General features: G+C 67.4%; 15 protein-coding genes. 9 read left to right on the forward strand and 6 right to left on the reverse strand.

Going from position 1 to position 16,971, the window contains the following annotated elements; all coding sequences use genetic code 11:
- The first annotated feature begins 45 nt into the window (after positions 1 to 45).
- The 5 genes from C563_RS0119420 (at position 46) to C563_RS0119440 (ending at position 4,693) form a co-directional block, all read left to right on the forward strand.
- A complete protein-coding gene (locus tag C563_RS0119420; RefSeq protein ID WP_018763742.1) occupies positions 46 to 1,242 on the forward strand; it encodes an acetyl-CoA C-acetyltransferase in 1,197 nt (398 codons plus the stop codon).
- A 40-nt stretch (positions 1,243 to 1,282) separates the two neighbouring features.
- Positions 1,283 to 2,839, forward strand: a complete 1,557-nt coding sequence (locus C563_RS0119425; RefSeq protein ID WP_018763743.1) for a long-chain-fatty-acid--CoA ligase — start codon at positions 1,283 to 1,285, stop codon at positions 2,837 to 2,839.
- A 99-nt stretch (positions 2,840 to 2,938) separates the two neighbouring features.
- Positions 2,939 to 3,772 (forward strand): aldo/keto reductase, encoded by an 834-nt coding sequence (locus C563_RS0119430; RefSeq protein WP_026265138.1) that lies wholly within the window; start codon positions 2,939 to 2,941, stop codon positions 3,770 to 3,772.
- 130 nt (positions 3,773 to 3,902) lie between these two features.
- Positions 3,903 to 4,166, forward strand: coding sequence for a GlsB/YeaQ/YmgE family stress response membrane protein (locus C563_RS0119435; protein WP_018763745.1), 264 nt, complete (start codon positions 3,903 to 3,905; stop codon positions 4,164 to 4,166).
- Between the two features lie 125 nt (positions 4,167 to 4,291).
- Positions 4,292 to 4,693 (forward strand): hypothetical protein, encoded by a 402-nt coding sequence (locus tag C563_RS0119440; protein WP_018763746.1) that lies wholly within the window; start codon positions 4,292 to 4,294, stop codon positions 4,691 to 4,693.
- Positions 4,694 to 4,874: 181 nt separating this feature from the next.
- Here the strand turns inward: C563_RS0119440 and C563_RS0119445 are convergent, their stop codons facing one another.
- Entirely contained in the window at positions 4,875 to 5,717 is an 843-nt protein-coding gene (locus C563_RS0119445; RefSeq protein WP_018763747.1) for a putative protein N(5)-glutamine methyltransferase, read from the reverse strand.
- Between the two features lie 189 nt (positions 5,718 to 5,906).
- On the opposite strand from C563_RS0119445, the gene C563_RS0119450 reads away from it, so the two are divergent.
- Both C563_RS0119450 and C563_RS0119455 read left to right on the forward strand, forming a co-directional pair.
- The gene (locus C563_RS0119450; RefSeq protein ID WP_018763748.1) at positions 5,907 to 6,953 is read left to right on the forward strand and encodes a lactonase family protein; all 1,047 of its coding nucleotides are present in this window, start codon (positions 5,907 to 5,909) and stop codon (positions 6,951 to 6,953) included.
- A 176-nt stretch (positions 6,954 to 7,129) separates the two neighbouring features.
- Positions 7,130 to 10,303: an alpha-amylase family glycosyl hydrolase gene (locus C563_RS0119455; protein ID WP_018763749.1), complete on the forward strand. Its 3,174-nt coding sequence runs from the start codon at positions 7,130 to 7,132 to the stop codon at positions 10,301 to 10,303.
- A gap of 83 nt (positions 10,304 to 10,386) precedes the next feature.
- On the opposite strand, the gene malQ is transcribed toward C563_RS0119455, so the two are convergent.
- Positions 10,387 to 12,606 (reverse strand): 4-alpha-glucanotransferase, encoded by a 2,220-nt coding sequence (gene malQ, locus C563_RS0119460; RefSeq protein ID WP_081624214.1) that lies wholly within the window; start codon positions 12,604 to 12,606, stop codon positions 10,387 to 10,389.
- A gap of 285 nt (positions 12,607 to 12,891) precedes the next feature.
- On the opposite strand from malQ, the gene C563_RS0119465 reads away from it, so the two are divergent.
- Together C563_RS0119465 and C563_RS0119470 are read left to right on the forward strand one after the other, a co-directional pair.
- Positions 12,892 to 13,938, forward strand: coding sequence for an aldo/keto reductase (locus C563_RS0119465; protein ID WP_018763751.1), 1,047 nt, complete (start codon positions 12,892 to 12,894; stop codon positions 13,936 to 13,938).
- Positions 13,939 to 14,113: 175 nt separating this feature from the next.
- Positions 14,114 to 14,410: a DUF3040 domain-containing protein gene (locus C563_RS0119470; protein WP_081624215.1), complete on the forward strand. Its 297-nt coding sequence runs from the start codon at positions 14,114 to 14,116 to the stop codon at positions 14,408 to 14,410.
- On the opposite strand, the gene C563_RS21670 is transcribed toward C563_RS0119470, so the two are convergent.
- From C563_RS21670 to C563_RS0119490, 4 genes are all read right to left on the reverse strand, one after another.
- Positions 14,321 to 15,367, reverse strand: coding sequence for a DMT family transporter (locus tag C563_RS21670; RefSeq protein ID WP_051083601.1), 1,047 nt, complete (start codon positions 15,365 to 15,367; stop codon positions 14,321 to 14,323). The two genes, C563_RS0119470 and C563_RS21670, sit on opposite strands and share 90 nt — an antisense overlap.
- Complete coding sequence (locus tag C563_RS0119480; RefSeq protein WP_018763753.1) at positions 15,364 to 15,960, reverse strand: TetR/AcrR family transcriptional regulator; 597 nt, start codon at positions 15,958 to 15,960, stop codon at positions 15,364 to 15,366. Before C563_RS0119480 ends, C563_RS21670 begins: the two co-directional genes overlap by 4 nt.
- Before the next feature lie 73 nt (positions 15,961 to 16,033).
- Positions 16,034 to 16,576 (reverse strand): gluconokinase, encoded by a 543-nt coding sequence (locus C563_RS0119485; RefSeq protein ID WP_018763754.1) that lies wholly within the window; start codon positions 16,574 to 16,576, stop codon positions 16,034 to 16,036.
- A partial coding sequence (locus C563_RS0119490; protein ID WP_018763755.1) for a zinc-binding dehydrogenase occupies positions 16,573 to 16,971 on the reverse strand: 399 nt, incomplete at its 5' end. The genes C563_RS0119485 and C563_RS0119490, both read right to left, overlap by 4 nt.

Raw genomic sequence — 16,971 nt, forward strand, 5'->3', positions numbered from 1 at the left:
TTACCGGCTGACTTTGGCCGCCCCATCGTCCCGAAAGGACTGTTCTTGAACCAGAACGCCAACATCCCCGTCATCCTCGGCGGCGCCCGGACACCTTTTGGCAGGTTCCGCGGCGGCCTCACCCCCTTCTCCTCGAGCGAGCTGGGCGCCCACGCGATCCGGGCGGCGCTGGAACGGACGGGCGTGGCCCCGGAACTCATCGGAGCCGTCATCGTGGGGCAGGTCATCCAGGCCGGGGCCGGCCAGGGCCCGGCGCGGCAGGCCAGCCTGGCCGCCGGCATCGGCTGGGACGTTCCCACCATCACCATCAACAAGCTCTGCCTGTCCGGCCTGACGGCAGTCATTGATGCCGCCCGGATGATCCGCACCGGCGAAGCCGACTTCATTGTCGCCGCCGGCCAGGAGTCCATGACCAATGCGCCGCACCTGGTCCCCGGGCTGCGCGCCGGCGTCGTCATCGGCGATGCCCCCATGCTGGACTCCCTGAACCATGACGGGCTCCAGGATCCGGTGAGCGGCAAACTGATGGGCGAGGCAACTGACGCCGGAAATGTTGAGCGCGGGATCACCCGTGCCGAGCAGGACGCCGTGGCCGCCCGCTCGCACCAGCGTGCCGAAGCGGCGCGCGCTTCCGGTGCCCTGGCAGAGGAAATCGCGCCGATCCAGGTACCGCAGCGCAAGGGCCCCGCCGTGACCCTTGAGCACGACGAGGGCATCCGGCCGGACACCACGGCCGAATCGCTGGCGCAGCTCCGGCCTGCCTTCTCAAAGGATGCCGCAGCCACCATCACCGCCGGCTCGGCGTCGCCCCTGTCCGACGGCGCGGCGGCGCTGGTGATTGCCAGCAAGGCCGCCGCCATCGCCGCGGGGCTGGAATGGATCGCCGAGATCGGCGCACACGGCCAGACTGCAGGCCCGGACGGATCGCTGCACTCCCAGCCCGCCCGGGCCATCGAGCGTGCCCTCAAGGTCGAGGGCCTCAGCACGCAGGACCTCGACCTGGTGGAAATCAACGAGGCCTTCGCCTCGGTCCTGATCCAGTCCGCGAACGATCTTGGAATCGACGCCGAAACGGTCAACGCCGAGGGCGGGGCGATTGCCCTGGGCCACCCCGTCGGCGCCTCGGGCGCCCGCCTGGTGCTGCACCAGGCATTGGCGCTGAAACGGCGTGGCGGCGGCACCGGCGTCGTAGCCCTCTGCGGGGGCGGCGGCCAAGGCGACGCCCTCATCCTCAAAGCCTGACCCTCCCACCAGCGAGTCCCTCCCACCAAGGAAGCAGGCCATGACCAACACCAGCACCGCCGACGGTTTTGCCACCATCTCCGTCGCCGCCATCCTGGCCGAATCGGCACACCGGACCCCGGACAGCGTTGCCCTCGTCGTCGGTGAGGACCAGGTCAGCTACCGGGACCTGTGGAGCCAGACCCGCGCCTACGCCGGAGCGTTGCGGGCCCGCGGCATAGGTCCGGGAGACGCCGTCGCCGTCCTGATTCCCAACGTTCCGGACTTCGCGCGGGTTTATTACGCCATCCTGTCCCTGGGCGCCATCGTGGTCCCCGTGCACGCCTTGCTCAAGGCCCGTGAGATCGAATATGTCCTGCAGGACAGCGGGGCCGGGCTGCTGATCTGCGCTGCCCCGCTCCTGGCCGAGGGTGCGGCGGGTGCTGCCGCCAGCGGAGTGGACGTGGTGACGGTGTTGGCACCGGACGACGACGGGTTCCCCCGGCTGGAGACGGAGGCCGCCGCCGCCGACCCCATCCGGACCTATGAACCCTGCCGCCCCTCGGACACGGCCACCATCCTTTACACCTCGGGCACCACGGGCAAACCGAAAGGGGCGCTGGGCACGCACTTCGCCCTGGTGGAACAGACCAGCGTCCTGCTCACCAGCGTGATGGACTTCCGGCCCGGCGACGTCCTGTTCGGTGGACTGCCCCTGTTCCACACCTTTGGCCAGACCGTTGTCCTCAACACGGGACTCCGCGCCGGCGCCACGATCGTCCTGATGCCGCGATTCACCGGCGCAGACGCCCTGCAGCTGCTGGTAAAGCACGACGTGAACATCTTCCTCGGCGTGCCCACCATGTACGTGGCTCTCCTGGAAGCCGCCAAGTCAGCGCCTGAACGGCCGGCGGCCTTGCGGTACGGCATCTCCGGCGGGGCCTCCCTTCCGCTGGCCGTGATGGACCGGTTCCGCGACGTCTTTGGGGTGGAAATCCATGAAGGCTACGGCCTCACCGAGACCTCCCCGGTGGCCGCCTTCAACCACGTGGGCACCCCTCCCCGGCCGGGAACCATCGGGGTCCCGATCTGGGGCGTGGACATCGAGATCGCCCGTCCCGAGACGGTGGAAAGCATCGAACTGCTGCCCAACGGGGAACTGGGCGAGCTCGTGATCCGCGGACACCTGCTGATGAAGGGCTACCTCAACCGCCCGGAGGCAACGGCAGAAGCCGTGGTGGACGGCTGGTTCCGCAGCGGCGACCTTGGGACAAAGGACGACGACGGCTACCTCACCATCGTGGACCGCAAGAAGGACATGATCATCCGCAACGGATACAACGTCTATCCCCGGGAGGTGGAGGAAGTCCTGCTGACCCACCCGGCCGTGGTCAGCGCCGCCGTTTACGGAATTCCGGACGAGATGCATGGGCAGGAGATCGCGGCCGCAATCGTACTGGACCCGGGAGCCGCCGTCACCGAATCCGAGCTGGTCGAGTTCGCCAGCACCCGACTGGCGGCCTACAAGTACCCGCGGGTGGTCAGGATCCTCTCCGAACTGCCCCTCGGACCAAGTGGAAAGATCCTCAAGCGGAAACTGGCCGGGGACGCCGGCTAAGCCCGCGGGACCGGCACACCGGAGGACAAACCCCAAAGCTTCCCCCGAAACCTCATGGACGAAGGCACCGCCGCGGCCGATTCAGGGCAGACTGATGCCATGACACTTGCACCGCTCATCCCCCTCAATGACGGCAACAGCATTCCCCAAATGGGCCTTGGCACCTGGCCGCTGGACGACGACCAGGTGGCTGCCGCCGTCGTACATGCCGTGGAAGCCGGGTACCGGCACATCGATACCGCCGTGAAGTACGCCAACGAACGCGGCGTGGGCAACGGCATCCGGGCGAGCGGACTGGACCGCAGCGAGCTCTTCATCACCACCAAGCTCGACGGTGAGTTCCAGGGCCACGACCGCGCCGTCTCAGGACTGGAAGGCTCGCTGAAACGCCTGGGCCTGGAGTACGTGGACCTTCTGCTGATCCATTGGCCCCTCCCGGGCAGGGACCAATATATTTCCACCTGGCAGACGTTCGAGCGGCTGCAGGCGGAGGGGAAGGCCAGGTCCATTGGGGTGTCCAACTTCAAGCCGTCGCACCTGGAGCGCCTGATGGCGGAGACGGACGTGGTGCCCGCGGTCAACCAGGTCCAGCTCAGCCCCGCAATTACCCGGACCGCTGAGCGCGAATTCCATGCCAGGCACGGGATCGTCACGGAATCCTACAGCCCATTGGGCGGATCCGGAGCGGGTTTGCTGGGTGCCCCCATTCTGGCGCAACTGGCGGAAAAACACGGGAAAACATCCGGCCAGCTGGTCCTGCGATGGCACATACAAAACGGATTGGTAACGATTCCCAAGACCTCTTCCCCGGAGCGGATGCGGGAGAATCTGGACGTGTTCGATTTCGCCCTGGATCCGCAGGATCTAGCGGAACTTTCGGTATTGGACGAGGGTCCCGGCGCCGGCAACGATTCCGACAAAACCGGGCATTAAGAACAGCCTGGACAGCACTTTTCCAAAAAACAGGTTGGCAAATAGATAGTAAGCATGATTACTATTGAGCCAGAAGGATGAAGTGCCTCCGGGACCCGGAGGCCTCCTCTACCTAGGAAGAGAGCAACAAATGGGATTTATTGCATTTCTGATTCTCGGACTTATCGCTGGTGCGATCGCTAAGGCGATCCTCCCGGGCAGGCAGGGTGGCGGCTGGGTCGTCACGCTGATCCTGGGCGTTGTTGGCGCGCTCCTCGGCGGCTGGCTGGGCGGAATGATCTTCGGCAGTGGACTGCAGGAGTTCTTCTCCATCCAGACGTGGCTGCTGGCGATCGTCGGCTCGCTGATCGTCCTTGCCATCTACGGCATGGTCACTCGGCGCAGCGCCCGCTAACAGCTCGGGCAAGCCAGGAAGCCGGCTTGGGGACACCCTCCCCAGGCCGGCTTTCATTTTCTCCGGCAACGGGTGCCCCCGCGTATGCCGGAACTGACAACCCTCTCGCAGAGCAGGAGTTCATCATGAAAAACAAGCTTCTTTTGGGTGTGGGCGTGGCTGTCGGCTACGTTCTCGGCTCACGGTCCGGCCGTGCAGCGTATGAGAAGCTGAAAGCCCGCGCGGCCGGCCTGTGGGACAGCAAGCCGGTTCAGGACAAGGTGGCAGCAGCCACGGAGGCCGTCAAGGAAAAGGCCCCCGAAGTGGCCGACCAGCTCGGCGAAGCCGCCCGCAGGGCAGGCACTGTGGTTGGCTCCGCACTGCACCGCGAGGGTGCCTCCGACGGGAGCCGGACCTCCGCCACCGTTACCGGCACCCCACCGGCTGAGAGTGCGGCGGGGCTGGGCGAGGACCACATTCCCGCCCACAGCACCCACCCGGAGACCACCAACCTTGGCACCTCGGACGCGACCGCAGGAAAGGCCTGACTCCAGGTCTATTTGTTTGCATTTAGCGCTGCGGCCGTGTGACAAGCACAGCCGGCCAGTGTTGTGCTACAACTGAATCGCCTTGCTGGCCGTCGCGATCCTTGGGGGACGCGGCGGCCGGCATCGTCTTAAGTGTGGCGGGGTCACTTCCTTAGGCAAAATTCCTGCCCCGCGACAGCACTTAGCCCCGGCTGGTCCCGGGCAGGGCGCGCCCCGCCACCACCGTCGCGTCCAAGTCCTCCGAGCGGACCGTCTGCGTCCGGAACCCGGCCGCAGCCAGGATTGCAGATGTGCCGGCCGCCTGGCGTTCACTGGTTTCGATCAGCAAGTGTCCCCCGGGCGCGAGCCACTCGATGGAGCCGGCGGCAACGCGGCGGTGGAAGTCCAGCCCGTCCTCGCCGCCGTCCAGTGAAGCCACCGGCTCGTAGAGCCGGGCTTCGGGCGGCATGGTCCTGATGGCCCCGGTGGGCACATAGGGCGCGTTGACGGCCAACAGCCCGACCCGGCCGTGCAGCGAGGAAGGGAGTGCCTCGAACAGATCGCCCCGATGGACGCGGCCGCCCAGCGGCCCGATGTTTCGCATCGCACACCGTGCGGCTGTGGCGTCGATGTCGGCCGCGTGCAGCTCCACACCGGGCAGCGCGTAGAGGATGGCAGCCCCCATGGCGCCGGACCCGCAGCACAGGTCGACGACCACCTGAGCTACCGCCAGGGAAGAGCCGGACAAGAGGGCCACAGCATGGTTGACCAGCAGTTCAGTACGGCGACGCGGTACGAAAACCCCGGGCTCGACAACAATGCGGCGGCCCGCGAACTCCGCCCAGCCCAGCACGTACTCCAGCGGCACCCCTTCAACGCGCCGCTGCACATTCAGCGCGAGCTCCGCAGGCCCGGACGCGTCCGACAGCAGCAGCCGGGCCTCCTCCTCGGCGAAAACGCAGCCGGCGGAACGCAGGAGGGTGGCGATGTGGCCGAAGGCCCGGGTGGGGTGGCTGTCAACGGCGCTTGATTCAGGATCTGGCATATCGACGCCTCTCATGTGAATCAGCGGGAACACTCACCGACACCGTCCGCCACCAGTCTGGATCGGCATGCGGTGGACAACGAAAACTGCAGAAGACGGCATCGTCGCCTGCTGCAACAGCCGGACTTCCCCATGCTAACGGCCAGCCCGATGCAGGGAAATGGGGCCAAGTGTTGAAAGGATGGAACCATGACCACCGGCACAGCCAGCAGCGCTCTTTGGATCGGCAGCTACACCGACGACGCAGGCGGCCGTGCCAGCGGCATCGGCGCGGTGGGCACGCGCCAGGACGGAAGCCTTGAATGGCTGGGCACGGCGGTCGAGGCCCCGTCGCCGTCGTTCGTGGCCGTCCACCCAACTCAGCCGGTGGTGTACGCGGCCGCCGAGCACCGCCAGGAAGTGCGGGCCTACCGCCGCCGGGGCAATTTCGGTTTGGAGCCGCACGGACAGCCCCAACCGGCCGGCGAGGCCACGTGCCATGTCGCCGTGGATCCGGCCGGGCGGTTCCTCACTGCGGCGTGCTGGGGTGACGGTCAGGTCCTCCTCTACGAATTGGATAACGACGGCGCCATCACCGGGCGGTTCCCCGGCGCACCATCGGTGGATCCCTACGCCGGCACGGCCCCCGGCAGCCCCAGGCAAAGCCGCGCCCACGCCGGCCTGATGCTGCAGGACGGCCGCATCATGACCACCGACCTGGGCCATGACGTGCTCCGTATCTGGAACTATGTGCCGGGAACCGGGCTGGTGCCCGACCATCATGTGGTCCTCCCCCGCGGCAGCGGTCCCCGGCACATGGTCCAGCACCACACCGGCGCCGTTTTCATCGTGTCCGAATACTCCGTGGAGGTCTTCGTGGTCCGCGCGGACGCTGGCACCTACGAACTGATATTCAGCGGACCGGCCACAGCGAGCGGTGGCAAGGACAGCGATTCCGCGGCCGAGATCTGCCTCGGCCCCCAGGGCAGGTTCGCCTATGCCGGTGTCCGCGGCTCGAACATCATCAGCGTCCTGGCCGTCACAGAAGGCGGCACGGGACTCATCCCCGTCAAAGACGTCCCCAGTGGCGGTGACTGGCCCCGGCACCACCTGGTCCGGGGAAACCGGCTGCACGTAGCCCACGAACGGTCGGACAACATCGCCACATTTGACCTGGACCCCGCCAGCGGCATCCCCGGCCCGGTCCTGCACCGCCTTTCCACCCCGTCACCCACCGCCCTCATAAACGCCGGTTAACAGCAAGGCACCAGCGAACGCCAGCTTCCCCAAACGCTGGAGTAATCCGGTGCAAGCGCTTACAGTTGTGACTTGGTTCACAAGGACAGCAAGCTGCCCTTTCGAGCTCTCCTGCCGCATCCCCATGTCAACGGCACGCCTGTACAGCAGCGCTGCTTCCCAGGAAGGTCTCACCCTTGTTATTCCGCACCCCCCATGGCGCGCCCCCACGCGCCCACCTGCCGGCCACTCCGGCAGCATCCCAGCACGTCACTGCGTCCCGGCGGAACAAACGGTCCCGCCGCGCCGCATCCCGGCCAACTTCCGCAATCCACCTCACCGCTGCCCGGTCCGCCGCCGCATTGCTGGCAACGGCACTCGCCGCAGGCATCGCGGTCCTTCCGGCCCAGGCGGCGCCCGGCATCAAGGATCCCGGACCCAAGAACCCGGGCTCCGCTCCGGCACTGCATTCGCTGCGCGGCCCCGTGACCGACGAAAACTTCTACTTTGTCATGGCGGACCGGTTCAACAACGGCAGCACCGCCAACGACCAGGGCGGCCTGGGCCCGGATCCCATGGTGTCCGGCTTCGACCCCACCAAGAAGGGTTTCTACAACGGCGGCGACCTGGCCGGCCTGCGCAACAAGATCGATTACATCCAAGGCCTGGGCACCACCTCCATCTGGTTGACGCCCAGCTTCAAGAACAAGGCAGTCCAGCCGGAGGACAAGTCGGCCGGGTATCACGGTTACTGGGTCACCGACTTCACCCAGATCGATCCGCACCTGGGCACCAACGATGAACTCAAGGCGCTCATCGACGAGGCACACGCCCGCGGCATGAAGGTCTACTTCGACATCATCACCAACCACACGGCGGACGTCATCGGCTACGAAGAGGGCGACCGCAAAGGCTACGTATCCAAGGACGCCGCACCGTACAAAACTGCCTCGGGCCAACCGTTTGATGACCGGGATTACGCCGGCACCGGGACCTTCCCGCAGCTGGATGCCGGGACATCGTTCCCCTACAAGCCGGTCCTGGCGCCCGGCGAAGAAAACCTCAAAGTACCGGCCTGGTTGAACGATCCCACGCTGTACCACAACCGGGGCGACACCACCTTCACCGGCGAGGACTCCATGTACGGCGACTTCTTCGGCCTCGATGACCTCTTCACCGAAAACCCCACGGTGGTGCACGGCATGGAAGACATCTACACATCGTGGATCGGCAATTTTGGCGTGGATGGCTTCCGGATCGACACCATGAAGCACGTGAACAACGAGTTCTGGCAGGAATTCGGCCCCAAGGTCCTCAGCTACGCCAAGGAACACGGCAAGGACGAATTCTTCATGTTCGGCGAGGTGTTCGATACCAGCAAGAGCTTCACCTCCCAGTTCACCACCCGCAACAAAATGCAGGCAGTCCTGGATTTCCCGTTCCAGGATGCCGCCCGCAACTTCGCGTCCAAGAGCCAGGACGCCAAAGGACTCCAGGCCTTTTTCGCCGGCGATGACTGGTACACCGACGCCGATTCCAACGTCTACGAACTGCCCACCTTTCTCGGAAACCACGACATGGGCCGCATCGGCAGCTTCATCAGCCAGGACAACCCCGCCGCAGGCGACGCCGAGAAGGTGGCACGGGACGAACTGGCCCACGAGCTGATGTACTTCTCGCGCGGCAACCCGGTGGTGTACTACGGCGACGAACAGGGCTTCACCGGACCGGGCGGTGACCAGGATGCCCGGCAGACGCTCTTCGCCAGCAAAGTTCCGGACTACCTCGACGACGACCTGCTGGGCACGGACGCCACCCACGCCACCGACAACTTCAACCCAAGCCACCCGCTGTACGCCAAGATCCGGGAGCTTGCAGCCCTCACCAAGGAGCACCCGGCGCTGCGGAACGGCGCACACCAAAACCGTTACGCCTCCGACGGCCCGGGCATCTACGCCTTCTCCCGCACGGACGCCCAGGACCAGCGCGAATACGTGGTGGCACTGAACAACAGCGCCCAGGCCCGGACGGCGGACGTTCCCACCTACATCGCCAAGCGCAGCTACACGCGCGTTTACGGCGAAGGCGCCAATGAAGCCAAAACCTCTGACGCCAAACTGACGGTGACCGTCCCGCCGCTTTCCGCCGTCGTCTACGAATCCTCAGGCCGCATTCCGCACTCAAAGGCCGCTCCCGCCGTCGCCCTCCAACAGCCGGCAGCAGCCACGAGTGACAACGGGCGCATCCAGGTGACGGCCGACGTCGATGGTACGTCGTTCTACGAGGTCACCTTCGAGGCCAGGACGGCGGGCGGCAGCTGGGAGCCGATCGGGACGGACGACACCGCCCCGTACCAGGTGTTCCACGACGTGGCGGCCTTGGATGCCGGGACACCGCTGGAATACCGCGCCACCGTGCTGGACAACGGCGGCCACACAGCCACCAGCCAAGGCCGCTCCACCAACGTTCCCGCGCCCGTGCTGACCCTCCAGAAGCCTGCCGAAGGCAGCAGCGTCGAGGGCAAAGTGGAGCTGAGCGCCACGGCTGAGCCGGAGAAGGCAAGCCATGTGGTGTCCTTCGAGCGCAGCGTCAATGGCGGGGATTGGACGTCGGTGGGCACCGACTCGTCCTCGCCCGTGTACTCGGCCACTGATGACGTCTCCGGACTCGCGGACGGTACCAAGGTCCAATACCGGGCGGCGATGACCGGCGCCGGCTTCAACGTCACCAGCGGCACCAGGACTGTCCTGGTGGGCCAGGCCCCGCAGCCCGACTCGGTCACGGTGGCCGGATCACTGAACCAGGCCATGGGTTGCACCGCGCAGTGGGATCCGGCCTGCCCGCAGGCAAAGATGGTCCTGGACCAGGCGGACCGGATCTGGCGGCTGACCGTGGACCTGCCGTCCGGGAAGTACGAATACAAGGCAGCGCTCAACGGCGGCTGGGACGAAAACTACGGCGCAGACGGCCAGCTCAACGGGCAGAACATCGTGCTGGACCACCCCGGCGGCCCGGTCACGTTCCGCTATGACAACAGCACCCACCTGCTCAGCGCCGTCTACGCGTCGCAGCAGCCGGCCGCCGTGGCAGCCGCCGGAAGCATGGACAGCGAGCTGGGCTGCGCCTCGGACTGGGAGCCGTCCTGTGCCCAGGCGCAGCTGGTACTGGACCCGGCCGACCTCCTCTGGAAGCTGTCCATCCCGGACCTCCCGGCAGGAAGCTACGAGTTCAAGGCCGCCCTCAACAAGTCATGGGACGTCAGCTACGGAGCGGGCGGGGCAACGCCTGGCGCCAACATCGTGTTTAAGCACGACGGCGGCCCGGTCACCTTCCGCTACGACCACTTCACCCATGTGATGACCGCCGGCTAGCGTTCGCCGGCGACACACCGAAGGGCCCCGCCGCTTCCCGGGCAGTTCACCCAGCGGCGGGGCCCTTCGTCAATGAACACCAGTCAGGATCCGTGCAGGGCCCCGTCCACCACCGCGAGCAGCGAGTTGAACCTCTTGTTGGCCGGAAGGTCGTCCAGGAAGACCGGTTTGCCGTCGGGGCCGCCCAAAGGCACCTGCCAGTTGGGGTACAGCGCTTCGGTGGTCCCGGGCTGGTTCTGGACCCGCCGCTCCCCCACCGCATCCACCAGGGCCACGCCGAGCAGCACCGAAGGCGCCTGGGCCAGCAGCAGGTGCAGCGCCTCGATGGTGTTCGCCTCGGCACCGGGTTCGCCCGGTCCGGTGGTGTTCGCCTCGGTGAGATAACCGCGTTCGCGCAGCAGGGCGAACATCTTTTCCAGCGACGCATTGTGCTCGGCCCGCTCGTCCTCCTCGGAGCGCTCCAGCAGGCCAAGACGGCTCCGCAACGCCACATGGTCACCCGCGAGGTAGCCGGCGGTGGGCGGGAGGTCGTGCGTGTTGACGCTGGCGAGTGCCTGCGTCCGGTACTTTTCGGGCGCCAGCGGGGAGGCGCCGTCGTACTCGAACCACAGGATGGACGTGCCCAGGATGCCGCGGGCAGCGAGGTAGTCACGCACCCACGGTTCAAAGGTTCCCAGGTCCTCCCCGATCACCACGGCACCGGCGCGGTGCGCTTCGAGGGCGAGGATGCCGATCAGGGCCTCATGGTCATACCGGACGTAGGCGCCGTCCCCCGGCGCGTTGCCGGCAGGGATCCACCACAACCGGCACAGGCCCAGGATGTGGTCAACGCGGATGCCGCCGGCGTGCCTGAGCACGGTGGCGAGCATGTTGCGGAACGGCTCGTAGCCGGTTTCTGCAAGCCGGGTGGGGTGCCATGGCGGCTGGCCCCAATCCTGGCCCTGCTGGTTGTACATGTCCGGCGGCGCGCCCACGCTGGTGGCCGGCGCCAGCACGCCGCGCAGCGTCCACGCGTCGGCACTGCTGTGGTCAACCCCTACGGCGAGGTCGTGCACCACTCCCAGCCGCATTCCGGAGCGCAAGGCTGCCTGCTGCGCTTCTTCCAACTGTTCGTCGCAGATCCACTGAAGCCAGCGGTGGAAACCGATCCGGTCCGCCAATTTCTCCCGCAGTGCCTCCGCCTCGCGGGTTCCGATGGCGCAGGCCGGGTCTGTCCAGAGCGGATCGTCCGGCGCGAGGTCCTCCCTGATGGCGGACCAGAGGGCAAAGTCGTCCAGGCCGCTGCCGGAGATACGGCAGAACTCGTCGAACGCCGCCTGCCGGGCCGGCGAGCGCCGGGTGTGGTACAGCATTTCCAGCGCCTGCAGCTTCGCCGCGTAGACGGCATCGCGGTGCAGCCGGGCCCCGTCCCTGTTCAGCCCGGCGACTTCCTCGTGCAGCTTTTCCAGCGCCGCCCGTTTCCGCGGCCGCAGGTAGGCAAGCTCGGGGACCGCCTCAATACGGATGTAGAGCGGGTTGAAGAACCGCCGCGTGGACGGGGAATAGGGCGAGGGCTGGATGGGTGGCACCGGTTCCGCCGCGTGCAGGGGATTGACCAGCACATAATCGGCGCCGCGCCCGCCACTGATCGCCGCCAGGTCCGCCAGGTCCGCGAAATCGCCGATGCCCCACGAGCGCTTGGACCGGACCGAATACAACTGCGTGGCCAGGCCCCAGCCGCGCCGCTCCATCAGGGGCGCCGCCGTGTCCAGGCGCCCCGGCGTCACCACCAGCGTGGCAGTGGCCGTGGCGCCCTCGGAGTCGGCGTGCAGGGTATGCCAGCCCAGCGGGAGATCCGGCGGCAGGGAAAAGGTGGCGCGTCCGGTGGGGATGCCGTCGACGTCCCGGGGCTGGACCCAGACGTCCTCCTGGGCCGCCTCGAGTGAGCCTGCGCCGCCTTCGAGGGCGACCGTCAGCCGGGCCGTTGCGCCGTCCCGGACATGGACCGGAACCTGGGCGGGCTCACCCTGCTTGATGACGACGGCGGGCGGCAGCATCCGCCGCCATGGCGCCAGTTCCGCTTCCGCCAGGGCAGCTTCGATGTGCTGGTTCGTATGGGCCTGCACACCCAGGGCGGCGAGCACCTTGATCAGCGTTGGCGCGGCCACGGAGTGCGGGAGCCCGTCCCAGCCTTGGAAGGACGTGCCCACGCCGTGCGCATCCGCCAACTGCTGGAGCAGGTGCGGATCCACCGGCGCCTGGGCGGCGGGAGGGTCTGCGGGCATGTTTGGCCGTGGTGCGTGCTGCTGGTCTGAAGCCGTCATGGGTGTCCGCCTCGTCTGTGATGGTCCCGAACTTACAGTGCTGCCTGTTGCCCCGGGAGCTGACACCCCAGTGCACAACCGTTGGTTCAGATTATTGCAGGGGGCAGCCGGGGCGAAACCCGGGCCGAGGATGGCGGCGGCCGCCACAAAACGTCATCCTGCGGCGCTCCGGTTACTCCATGCGACGAAAAGAGAAGGACTAAGGCGGAATTCTGCGGCCGTCCGCGGAATCTGTGTAGCGTCATGACGATCCACGGCGCGGCAACTATATGGAGGAGACCGGAGATGAGCCTTAGCGAACTGCGGGTGTTCGGACGGTCAGGCACCCCCATCAGCCCGCTCACCCTTGGCACCATGAACTTTGGCGAAGGAACCGGTGGGCCGCCGGGCGCCCCCACCGGCGCGGATGAGGCCATCCGCATCATCCACGCGGCGCTTGATGCCGGCATCACGGCGGTGGACACCGCCGATGTCTATTCCCAGGGCGAGTCCGAACAGGTGGTGGGGAGGGCACTGCGGGGCCGGCGGGATGACGTCTTCCTGGCCACCAAGTTCCACGGCCAGATGAGCCCCAATCCGGCGCACTCGGGCAACTCCCGCCGCTGGATCACCCAGGCCGTCGAGGGCAGCCTCCGCCGGCTGCAGACGGACCGCATCGACCTGTACCAGGCGCACCGGCCGGACTACAACACCGACGTCCTGGAAACCATCACCACCCTCAACGACCTCATCCGCCAGGGCAAGATCCTCTACTACGGCACGTCGGTGTTTACCCCGGCGCAGCTCGTCGAAGCGCAGTGGCTGGCAACCACCAACCACCTGATTCCGCCGCTGGGCAACCAGGTTCCCTATTCAATGCTGGTCCGCGGCAACGAACGCGACGTGCTGCCCATCGCCCAGCAGTACGGGCTGGGCGTGCTGGCGTACGGACCCTTGGCCGGCGGCTGGCTTTCCGGCAGCTTCGTCCTTGACTCGGGGAAGCCGCCCACCCGGGTGCACACGCTGCCGGGGCGGTACGACATTTCCGGGCCCTCCAGCGAGCGGAAGCTGCTGGCAGCGGATTCCCTGGCCCGGCTGGCGGACAAGCTGGAGATGCCCCTGGTGGACCTGGCCGTCGGCTTCGCCCTGACCCACCCCGCGATCAGCAGCGTAATCATCGGCCCGCGCAGCGAGGAACACCTTCAGGCATACCTCCGCGCCGCGGATGTCCAGTTGGGCGAGACGGTCCTGGACGCCATCGACGATCTGGTTCCGCCGGGGACCAACTTCGTGGAGCGGGACGCCGGGGCAATTGTCCCGTCCATCGAGTTCGCCGAATTACGACGCCGGTAGCGGGCTCACGGGCGCGGCAGCACGGTCAGCGTCCGGCAGCACCGTCACGGCCCGGCGTCGAACGACACCGGCGGGCGGGACGGCGGGGCGGGCCGCCGGGGAAACTATTGACTAAGCGGTAGAAGACTCCTACGGTCGATAGCGAAACCGCCTCCCAGGGAATACAGGGGCTGCCATGCCAATGTCCGATGAGGAGCGACGCCTGCTCAAGGAGCTGGAACTGGGGCTGATCGCGGACGATCCCCATCTGGCCATGGAACTGCTGTCCGGCTATCCAGCGCGCCGTTTCCCCACAGCTCTCCTCCCGGGATTGGCGGTGGCGGTCATCGGCCTGGTGTTGATCCTGGCGGGGGCAGGTCTGCCGGCGCCGGGCGCGGTGGTGCTAGGAATCCTGCTGCTGGGGCTGGGCGCCTGCCTGTTGCTGGGCCCCATCGGGTTGAACAGGAGCGCGCGGCGGCAGCCCACCGCCTGACGGCGCCGCTGGTGAGCGCGGACCCGGGATTGCTGCCGGCCCTGGTACGGCCCGGGTGAGCGGCGCCAGGATGAACAGGCTGGCCAGGACCGCGGCGGCGCCAAGCCAGCCGAGCGCCGGAAGCCGTTCACCCACTACGAATACCGCCAGTACGGCAGCAACCACCGTTTCGAGCAGCGAGATGCCGGTGGCCGTGCTCGCCCCCACCCGGGCAAGGCCCCAGCCGAACAGGAGATAGCCGACGAACATCGGCACCACCGCCATGTAGGCGCCGACGCCGACCGTGGACCAGGAGGCCAGGAGTGGGCCGCCCGTCAGGGCAAGGACCGGCATCAGGAAGAGCCCGCCCAGGCCAAAGACCGTGCCCATGGCAGCCCTGGGTGTGACACCGTCCCCGATCAGGCGGTGGGCTGCCCAGGAATACAGGGCGTACGTGCTGCCGGCCAGCAGTCCCAGGGCCACTCCCGCCGTGGTGGTCCAGGAATCCGTGGCGGCGGGCCCGGCAGGGCCATGCCCGGCAAAGGAAAGGAGCGCCGCTCCACCCACTCCGAGCATTGCCCCGGCAATCCACCGCCGGCGCAGTGGATTCCTGTCCGCCGCCCGCTCGATGAGGGCCGCCGCGATGGGGGCCGAGCCGATGGAGACCATAGTTCCCACGGCCACGCCGGAGAGGTGCATTGAGCTGTAGAAGGCCAAGGGATAGACAGCCACCGCTGCCGCCCCCAACAACACCAGTCTCCACCGCCGGAACAGGCCGGCCGGCCGGCTGGCAATGTGCCGTGCGGCGTACAGAGCCTGCAGCAACCCGCCCGCCCCCATGGCCACCGCGCCGATGGCCAGGGGACTTACATCCGGCGCGAAGGTGGCTGCAGTCCCGGTGGTCCCCCAGAGGACGGACGCCGCCACCACGGACAACGCTCCCCATGGCGGCGCCGGGCGGCGTGGGGAGGAGTTCACAGCGCGTCCAACAGTTGCGCGGCGATGGCCCGGGCCTGCCGCAGCGGCGCGTCGCCGCCCTCCAGGCCTGCCCTGGCCATGGCACCCTCGAGGAGGAACGCCAAGTGGGCGGCAACGGCGGGCGCCTGGCCCTCCCTCGCGGGCAACAGGTCCGTGACGTGCCGGGCCAGGAGATCCTGGACTTCCTCCTTGTGGAGCCGCACTGCAGTCCGCCCCGGATCCCCTGCGGGCAGTTCAGCCGCCGCGTTGAGCAGCCCGCAGCCTCGGAATCCGTGCTGGTAGGCGGCATGTGCGTGGTCCAGGTAGGCGTCGAAGACCGCCAGTGCCCGCTCCGCCGGGGTCCCGGCCTTTTCCAGCCGCGTCCGGTAGAGCCCCAGCCACTCCTCATGCCGTGATTCCAGGTAGGCGGCCACGAGGTCCGCTTTGGACGTGAAGTTGTTGTAGAGGCTTTTTTTGGCAACGCCCGCCTCGGCAGTGATCGTGTCGATCCCGGTGGCCGCAACGCCGCGGGCATAAAAGAGGCGGGCGGCGGCGTCGAGCAGCAGTTCCCGGGCGGGAGGCCGGCTGGGCGCCGAGGCGCGTGACACAGGCATGGGGCTCCTTGCGGTGGTGGTAGGTAGACCAGTCTACCTACCACAAGCGCAGGGCGGAACACTTGCTTCTTGATTAGGCGGTGCGGACCGTCCGGGCGGACATGGCCTGGAGCTCCGTGGCCAACCGTTCCACCAGGAGTGCCGGGGGTTCGGTGATATCGGCCAGGACGTGGGCCTCGTCCTGGTCCAGTTCCTCCAAGACTGCGAACTGGGATTCCAGCAGGGTCCGCGGCATGAACTCGTGGGCGCGGGCTTCCATCCGCGCTCCAATGGTGTCTGTGCTTCCGGTGAGGTGGATGAAGACAACATCCGGCGCTGCGCTGCGCAGCAGGTCCCGGTACCGGCGCTTCAACGCTGAGCAGGCGACGATCGGCGGGACTGTCGTGACGCCGTCGGCCTTTCCTGCGAGCAACTCCCCCAGCGTGCCAAGCCAGGGCTCCCTGTCAGCGTCCGTGAGCGGTATGCCGGCGCCCATTTTCTGCTTGTTGGCGGCCGGATGGAAATCGTCGCCATCGAAGAACGGCATGTCCAGGCGCAGGCCCAGCAGGGAGCCCATGGTGGATTTCCCCGAGCCAGACACGCCCATCACCACCAGGGGCGGCAACGGGGCGTTCACCGTTGCTCCCCGTTCCCGTCGAAGCTGAGGAGGACTTTGCCGGAGCTGGTGGAGTCTTTGGCGACCTCGAAGGCGTGCAGGGCGTCCTCGACGGGGTATTGGTGGGTGATGACGGGGCTGATGTGCAGGGACCGGTCGGCAAGCGCCGCGATGACCTGGTCGATTTCGTCGTTGAAGCGGAAGGAGCCTTTGAGGTCCAGTTCGCGGGTGATGGCCAGCGAGATGGGCAGCGGTTGCATGCCGGTGGGCAGCAGCCCCACCATGACCACGGTCCCGCCGCGGACCGCGCCGCGGATGGCGGAGGCCAGTCCGTGGTGGTTGCCGGAGGATTCGATCACCACATCGGCCTCCACGGCGGCGATCGCTTCGGTGTCTGCGGCGTTGATGACCTGGTC

The sequence above is a fragment of the Arthrobacter sp. 135MFCol5.1 genome (assembly GCF_000374865.1).
In the GTDB taxonomy this organism is placed as follows: Bacteria; Actinomycetota; Actinomycetes; order Actinomycetales; family Micrococcaceae; genus Arthrobacter.

Bases quoted from the DNA above. Each gene is read 5' to 3' on its own strand.
- C563_RS0119425 (WP_018763743.1), top strand. From the start codon at position 1,283: ATGACCAACACCAGCACCGCCGACGGTTTTGCCACCATCTCCGTCGCC.
- C563_RS0119430 (WP_026265138.1), top strand. From the start codon at position 2,939: ATGACACTTGCACCGCTCATCCCCCTCAATGACGGCAACAGCATTCCC.
- C563_RS0119435 (WP_018763745.1), top strand. From the start codon at position 3,903: ATGGGATTTATTGCATTTCTGATTCTCGGACTTATCGCTGGTGCGATC.
- C563_RS0119440 (WP_018763746.1), top strand. From the start codon at position 4,292: ATGAAAAACAAGCTTCTTTTGGGTGTGGGCGTGGCTGTCGGCTACGTT.
- C563_RS0119445 (WP_018763747.1), bottom strand. From the start codon at position 5,717: ATGCCAGATCCTGAATCAAGCGCCGTTGACAGCCACCCCACCCGGGCC.
- C563_RS0119450 (WP_018763748.1), top strand. From the start codon at position 5,907: ATGACCACCGGCACAGCCAGCAGCGCTCTTTGGATCGGCAGCTACACC.
- malQ (WP_081624214.1), bottom strand. From the start codon at position 12,606: ATGACGGCTTCAGACCAGCAGCACGCACCACGGCCAAACATGCCCGCA.
- C563_RS0119465 (WP_018763751.1), top strand. From the start codon at position 12,892: ATGAGCCTTAGCGAACTGCGGGTGTTCGGACGGTCAGGCACCCCCATC.
- C563_RS0119470 (WP_081624215.1), top strand. From the start codon at position 14,114: ATGCCAATGTCCGATGAGGAGCGACGCCTGCTCAAGGAGCTGGAACTG.
- C563_RS0119480 (WP_018763753.1), bottom strand. From the start codon at position 15,960: ATGCCTGTGTCACGCGCCTCGGCGCCCAGCCGGCCTCCCGCCCGGGAA.